This window comes from Variovorax boronicumulans NBRC 103145, assembly GCF_001591345.1.
GTDB classification, from domain to species: Bacteria; Pseudomonadota; Gammaproteobacteria; order Burkholderiales; family Burkholderiaceae_C; genus Variovorax; species Variovorax boronicumulans.
The window spans coordinates 1-4358 of record NZ_BCUS01000222.1 but is presented as its reverse complement, the minus strand read 5'-3'; the positions used below and the strand labels follow the sequence as shown (position 1 = coordinate 4358).

Sequence of the window (4358 nt, the reverse complement as noted above, 5' to 3'; positions counted from 1 at the left end):
TGCACGCGCCCTGAACAGCGGCGAGGGCCACTGAAGATGGGCGCACTTCCTCTGTTCTTCCGCCTCATGGCCGCTTCCATCAGCGGCCAGGCCAGGTACCCCGCGTCAGCCTTGCTGCTGACCCTCGGCCAGTTCCTCGGCACAGGCATCGAGGTCGTCGCCGTCTGGGCGCTGTTCCATCGCTTCGGCGAGGTGCAGGGCTGGGGCATCGGCGAGGTCGCGCTGTTCTACGGCCTCGTGAACTGCATGTTCGCCCTTGCCGATGCACTGGGCCGCGGCTTCGACGTGCTGGGCACCGAGTTCCTGCGCACCGGCACCTTCGACCGGCTGCTGCTGCGCCCGCGCCCGCTTGCGCTGCAGCTCATGGGCCACGACGTGCGCATCAGCCGCTTGGGCCGTCTGCTGCAGGGCCTGCTCGTGCTGGCCTTTGCGACCGTGCAGGCCGACATCGCGTGGACCCCCAGCGCCGTGGCAATCGCAATGTTCGCCCTGGCCGGCGGCATCGCGCTGTTCCTCGGCATCCTCGTGCTGCAGGGCACGCTGTCGTTCTGGACCGTCGAGAGCCTGGAGATCGCCAACGTGCTCACCTACGGCGGCGTGCAGGCGGCGCAGTACCCGCTGGCGCTCTATGCGCAGTGGTTCCGCCGCGTGCTGACCTTCATCGTGCCGCTGGCCTGCGTGGCGTACTACCCGGTGCTGGCGATCCTGGGCAAGCCCGATCCGCTGGGCGCGCCGGCCTGGGTGGGGTGGGTGTCGCCGCTCGCGGGCTTCGTGTTCCTCGCGGCGGCGTTCGGTGCGTGGCGCCTCGGGCTGCGCCACTACACCTCGTCGGGCAGCTGATCAGCCGGCGCTCTGCAGCGCCAGCCCCGCGTGCTCGCGCAGCGGATGGAAGTGGATCTTCGGAAAACGCTCCTGCGCCAGCCGCACGTCGTACGGCGAGGTGCACAGGAAAGCCAGCGTGTCGGCCGCGTCCTTGGCCATGCGCACCGGGTAGGCGTGGACGAACTCGCGCAGCTCGGCCGGGGTGTCGGCCGTGATCCAGCGCGCGCCCGTGTACTGGCAGCCTTCGAGCCGCACGTCGGCGTCGTACTCGGCCTTCAGGCGGTGCTGCACCACTTCGAACTGCAGCTGGCCGACCGCGCCCAGCAGCATCGGGCCGCCGACCTCGGGGCGGAAGACCTGGATCGCGCCTTCTTCGCCCAGCTGGGCCAGGCCCTGCTGCAGCTGCTTGGTGCGCAGCGGGTTCTTCAGGATCACGGTCATGAACAGCTCGGGCGCGAAGAAGGGCAGTCCGGTGAACTGCAGGTTCGCGCCGTCGGTGATGGTGTCGCCCAGCTGCACGCCGCCGTGGGTGGTGAAGCCCACGATGTCGCCCGCGTAGGCCTCTTCCACCGCCTCGCGGCGCTGGCTCATGAAGGTCACGACGCTGGTGGGGCGCAGCTCCTTCGCGGTGCGCTGCACCTTCAGCTTCATGCCCGGCGTGTACTTGCCCGAGGCCATGCGCACGAAGGCGATGCGGTCGCGGTGGTTGGCGTCCATGTTGGCCTGCACCTTGAAGACCACGCCCGCGAAGTCCTTGTCCTCGGGCTGGATCTCCTTCACCACCGGCTGGCGGTTGACCAGCGTGGTGCTGGTGCGCGACTGCGGCGAGGGCGCCAGGTCGACCAGCGCGTCGAGCACTTCCATCACGCCGAAGTTGTTCACGCCCGAGCCGAAGAACACGGGCGTCTGCTTGCCGGCCAGGAAGGCCTCGCGGTCCCAGGTGGGCGAGGCGCCGGTGGCCAGTTCCATGCTTTCCATGGCGTGCTCGAAGTCGGCGCCGAAGCGCTTGACGAGCGTGTCGCGTTCGCTCAGCGGAATGGTCTCGAAGTCGTGCGGCAGCCGCTCGCTGCCCGACTCGAACACCGTCATCGCCTGCGTGCGCAGGTTCATGATGCCGCGGAAGCTCTTGCCCTGGCCCACGGGCCAGGTCATGGGCACGCAGGGCATGCCGAGTTCGCGCTCCACCTCGTCCAGGATGTCCAGCGGCTCACGCACTTCACGGTCCATCTTGTTGACGAAGGTGATGATGGGCGTGTCGCGCTGGCGGCAGACCTCGATCAGCCGGCGCGTCTGCGCTTCCACGCCGTTGGCCGCGTCGATCACCATCAGCGCCGAGTCGACGGCGGTGAGCACGCGGTAGGTGTCTTCCGAGAAGTCCTTGTGGCCGGGCGTGTCGAGCAGGTTGATGACGTGCTCGCGGTACACCATCTGCATCACCGACGAGGCCACCGAGATGCCGCGCTGCTTCTCGATTTCCATCCAGTCGGAGGTGGCGTGGCGCGAGGCCTTGCGCGCCTTCACCGAGCCGGCGATCTGGATCGCGCCCGAGAACAGCAACAGTTTTTCGGTCAGCGTGGTCTTGCCGGCGTCAGGGTGGGAAATGATCGCGAAGGTGCGACGGCGGCGGGTTTCGGCGAGAAAAGACAAGGTGGGCAATCTGCAGGGGAATCCCCCGATTTTAGGAGGCCGCCTCGCCAACCCCCTCAATCCCCCGCCGATGGGCCTAAAACGCCTCCGTCACCCCGTACGCCCGCATCTGCGCCTCGACCTGCGCCGCGTCCTGGCTCAGCACCACGAGGTCGTGCGCCTTGCCCTCGCGGTCCTTCACGTGGCGGGTCAGCAGGGCCTCGGGCCGGAAGCCCAGGGCCTGGAAGACGGCGATGGCGCCGCGCTGGTCGACGGTCATCTGGGCGACGATCTTTTCCTGCCCGTGGGCGAAGGCCAGCGCGCAGCCTTCCTGCGCCAGCTGCTGGCCCAGGCCGCCGCCGCGCAGCGCGGGCGACACCAGCACGCGCAGTTCGGCGACATGGCCCGACCACGAGTGCGGGTCGCGGATGACGGCGGCGCAACCGAGTACGGCGCCGTCGCGCACGGCGAGCACGCTGTCGATGTCGCCGCGCTCGATGGCGCGGACCCAGGCGGCCATCACCTTGGGCTCGGTGATGTCGCGCGGCAGAAAGAGCAGGTCGTGTGCCGGCAGCGCCTGCGCAAAGGCCAGCACGGCGGGCGCGTCGGCGCCGGTCATCAGGCGCAGGGCGATGTCGCCGTCCGCGTGGGCGACCGTGCGCGGGTAGGTGCGGGAAGAAGGTGCGGTCATGGGAAGGTGTTCGATGGTTGTGTTCGTCAGGTGGAGCGCACGCCCAGCCACTCGTCGAGCTTGGGCCACAGCCGCCGCACGGCGTTGGTGCCGGCCGCCAGGCTCACGTGGCCGCCCTTGAGCACCACCTCTTCCTTGTCGGTGGAGCCGATGCCGGCGATCAGCGGCTGGCCCGCCTCGTAGGGCACGATGTGGTCGTGCTGCGCCAGCGCATGCAGCACAGGCACGGTGATGTTCTTCAGCAGCACGGGGCGCCCGCCGAGCACCAGCTCGCCCTTGTGCAGCTTGTTGTCCCACATGAGCTCCTTCACGGTCTGGCGGAAGTACTCGCCGGCCAGCGGCAGCATCTCGGCGCCCCAGCGGTCGAACATGCGGTACGACTTGACGAACTCGTCGTTGGCCATGTTGTCCCACAGCTGCACCAGCCCGGCACCGCGCCCGGCGGGGCGCAGCATGTCGAAGGAGGCGAACAGCATCTCGGGCGGCACGTTGCCCACGGTGTCGATGAGGCGGTCGACGTCGAAGTAGCGCCGGTCGGACCACGCATGAAAGAGCTTCATGCGGCTGAAGTCGATCGGCGTGGTGAAGAGCGCCAGGTTCTTCATCGGCCCGCCGGGGTGCAGCGCCGCGTACAGCGTGGAGAGCACGCCGCCCATGCAGTAGCCGGCGATGGTCACGTCGTCCTCGCCCGAGTCTTCCTGCACGCGGCGGATCGAATCGGGAATGAAGTCGAGCACGTAGTCCTCGATGCGCAGGCGCTTCTCGTCGGGGCGCGGCGCGTTCCAGTCCATCACGTAGACGTCGTAGCCCTTGAGCAGCAGGTACTCGACCATGCTCTGGCCCGGCGCGAGGTCGAAGATGTAGGCGCGGTTGGTGGTGGCCATCACCATGAGCACCGGCACGCGGTAGATCTCGTCGACCATCGGGCGGTAGTGGTACAGGCTCAGCGTGCCGCGCCGGTGGATCTCGTCCTTGGGCGTGAGGCCGACGGCGGGCGCGGTCGAGGTCAGGAAGTCCAGTCCCTTGATGTTGCGCTGGATGGTGCGCTCGATCTCGCCGCGGATGTCGGGCAGCTGGAAGGTGTCGGGCGGCGCACTCATGAGCGGCGCTTTCCAGCGGGGCGTTTCTTGGGGACGGCGGCCTTGGCGGCCGGGGCAGGCGCTGCCGCCGCCGTGGGCGGCTGCTTGGTGCGACGCGGCCGGGGCGGGGCGGTGGCTGC

4 protein-coding genes are annotated in these 4358 nt (G+C 68.9%); 1 reads left to right on the top strand and 3 read right to left on the bottom strand.

The window, feature by feature from the left end:
• The first annotated feature begins 36 nt into the window (after nucleotides 1–36).
• Nucleotides 37–840: an ABC transporter permease gene (locus VBO01S_RS30915; protein WP_062482914.1), complete on the top strand. Its 804-nt coding sequence runs from the start codon at nucleotides 37–39 to the stop codon at nucleotides 838–840.
• Here VBO01S_RS30915 and VBO01S_RS30910 read toward each other — a convergent pair whose 3' ends face one another.
• The 3 genes from VBO01S_RS30910 to VBO01S_RS30900 all read right to left on the bottom strand — a co-directional run bounded on the left by VBO01S_RS30910 (nucleotide 841) and on the right by VBO01S_RS30900 (nucleotide 4239).
• Entirely contained in the window at nucleotides 841–2469 is a 1629-nt protein-coding gene (locus VBO01S_RS30910; protein WP_062482912.1) for a peptide chain release factor 3, read from the bottom strand.
• Between the two features lie 76 nt (nucleotides 2470–2545).
• The gene (locus tag VBO01S_RS30905; RefSeq protein ID WP_062482909.1) at nucleotides 2546–3139 is read right to left on the bottom strand and encodes a GNAT family N-acetyltransferase; all 594 of its coding nucleotides are present in this window, start codon (nucleotides 3137–3139) and stop codon (nucleotides 2546–2548) included.
• 26 nt (nucleotides 3140–3165) lie between these two features.
• Nucleotides 3166–4239: an alpha/beta fold hydrolase gene (locus VBO01S_RS30900; RefSeq protein ID WP_062482906.1), complete on the bottom strand. Its 1074-nt coding sequence runs from the start codon at nucleotides 4237–4239 to the stop codon at nucleotides 3166–3168.
• Nucleotides 4240–4358: the final 119 nt, after the last annotated feature.

Coding starts and splice junctions, on each gene's coding strand:
- VBO01S_RS30915 (WP_062482914.1), top strand. CDS start 37: ATGGGCGCACTTCCTCTGTTCTTCCGCCTCATGGCCGCTTCCATCAGC.
- VBO01S_RS30905 (WP_062482909.1), bottom strand. CDS start 3,139: ATGACCGCACCTTCTTCCCGCACCTACCCGCGCACGGTCGCCCACGCG.
- VBO01S_RS30900 (WP_062482906.1), bottom strand. CDS start 4,239: ATGAGTGCGCCGCCCGACACCTTCCAGCTGCCCGACATCCGCGGCGAG.